This window comes from Dietzia sp. Cai40, assembly GCF_014145165.1.
Taxonomy (GTDB): Bacteria; Actinomycetota; Actinomycetes; order Mycobacteriales; family Mycobacteriaceae; genus Dietzia; species Dietzia natronolimnaea.
Genome location: NZ_JAALEB010000294.1, coordinates 1 through 1,708 on the forward strand (window position 1 = coordinate 1; position 1,708 = coordinate 1,708).

At 68.7% G+C, this 1,708-nt stretch carries 2 protein-coding genes; both read left to right on the forward strand.

Annotated features, from left to right (window positions below; all coding sequences use genetic code 11):
* Nucleotides 1-44: 44 nt before the first annotated feature.
* Nucleotides 45-941 carry an ArdC-like ssDNA-binding domain-containing protein gene (locus tag G6022_RS11430; RefSeq protein WP_182639517.1) on the forward strand — a complete coding sequence of 299 codons (897 nt, stop codon included), beginning with the start codon at nt 45-47 and terminating at the stop codon, nt 939-941.
* A 159-nt stretch (nt 942-1,100) separates the two neighbouring features.
* Nucleotides 1,101-1,589, forward strand: coding sequence for a hypothetical protein (locus G6022_RS11435; RefSeq protein ID WP_182639518.1), 489 nt, complete (start codon nt 1,101-1,103; stop codon nt 1,587-1,589).
* The last annotated feature ends 119 nt before the right edge of the window (nt 1,590-1,708 follow it).

Sequence of the window (1,708 nt, forward strand, 5' to 3'; positions counted from 1 at the left end):
TGCCGAGAGGGACAAGCCCCCGGCAGGACCGCAAGGAGTAGGTCATGGCAACCAAGACCGCGAAGAAGTACACCGCCGCCGAGCGCGACGCCGCCCGACCGGCCCGCGCCGCCAAGGTCGAGCAGATGCACGACGAGCTCAGCGCCGCCGTCGAAGCCCTCACCCAGACCGGCCAGTGGCAGAACTGGCTCGACTTCCTCGCCAGCTTCCACCGTTACAGCTTCAACAACACCCTGTTGATCCAGGTGCAGTGCCCCCACGCCACCCAGGTCGCCGGATTCAAGGCGTGGCAGGCCAAGGGGCGCCAGGTCCGCAAGGGCGAGAAGGCTATCCGCATCTTCGGCAAGCCGTTCCGCCTCGTCACCGACACCGACGAGACCACCGGAGAGAAGACCCGCAAGGCCGTCCCGTGCCCGCCGCCCGTGGTGTCCGTGTTCGACATCTCCCAGACCGACCCCATCGAGGGCGTCGAGCAGCCCACCGCCCCCGTCGCCCAGCTCCAGGGCGAGGACCACGCCGCCCTCTACGAGCGCATCAGCGAGTGGATGACCGGCCAGGGATGGACCGTCACCCGCGAGCAGATCCCCGGCGAGGTCAACGGCTACTGCACCGTCGACGGAACCCGCCGCATCGTCGTCGACGCCGACCTATCCGACGCCCACGCCGCCAAGACCGCCATCCACGAGGCCGCGCACGCGATCCTGCACACCGACGACGAGGGCAAGCTCACCGGCGAGCCCGACCAGGCCACCCGCGAGCTCGAAGCCGAATCCGTCGCCTACGTCGTCGCCGGACTACACGACCTCGACACCAGCACCTACAGCGTCGGCTACGTCGCCAGCTGGAGCGGGGGACAGGCCGACAAGGTCAAAGCCACCGCCGTCCGCGTCCTCGACGCCGTCCACCGCATCGCCGACGCCCTCACCCCAGACACCGAATAACCCCACCCACAACGCCCCCGCACCCACCAGGTGCGGGGGCGTTGTCGCACGTCCAGCCCGAAGAAGCCGACCCGTAACGCTTGTTCCACATGCACCGCATGTAGTACACTTGAAGCATGCCGAGAGGGACAAGCCCCCGGCACAACCGGAAGGACCACCATGACCGACAAGCCCGGAACGCTCCTCGAAGCGTTCGCCCTGACCATCGACGGCCGCGACGTGGATGCCCAGATCCGCCTCGTGCACGCCGAAGACGGCACCGAGATGCTCCACCACTACGAGGGCGACCTGCTGCGCCTGACCCACCCGGCCCGCCGCTACACCGACTGCGCGAGCATCATCACCGCCGCATCGGCCGGAGGCCGGTGCCACGCCTGCGCCGACGGCCTCCACATGGGCACCGAAAAGGCCGCGACCTACACCCGCGACCAGATCGGAACGGCAGCCAACCGCGCCGCCGACCTCATCCAGGAACACCTCGACCAGGACGGCGACAGCCTCGCCTGGAGCCTGGTCAACGTCATGGTGTCCGCGACCGACCACCTGCTCGCCAATCCCGACGCCACCCTCGCCGACATCTTCGTCGACAACTTCGGCGCCGCCCCCGACGACCCGAGCACCGTCATGGCCGAGTACGGCATGGACTAGCGCCGCCCAGAAACGCCCCCGCGCCCGCCAGGCGCGGGGGCGTTCTCGCAGGTGGCGACTACACTCAACACTTGTGCCGCGTGCATCGCATGTAGTACACTTGAGGCATGCCGAGAGGG

What these genes read in the sequence shown, in the direction of transcription:
- G6022_RS11430 (WP_182639517.1), top strand. Translation starts at nt 45, where the DNA reads ATGGCAACCAAGACCGCGAAGAAGTACACCGCCGCCGAGCGCGACGCC.
- G6022_RS11435 (WP_182639518.1), top strand. Translation starts at nt 1,101, where the DNA reads ATGACCGACAAGCCCGGAACGCTCCTCGAAGCGTTCGCCCTGACCATC.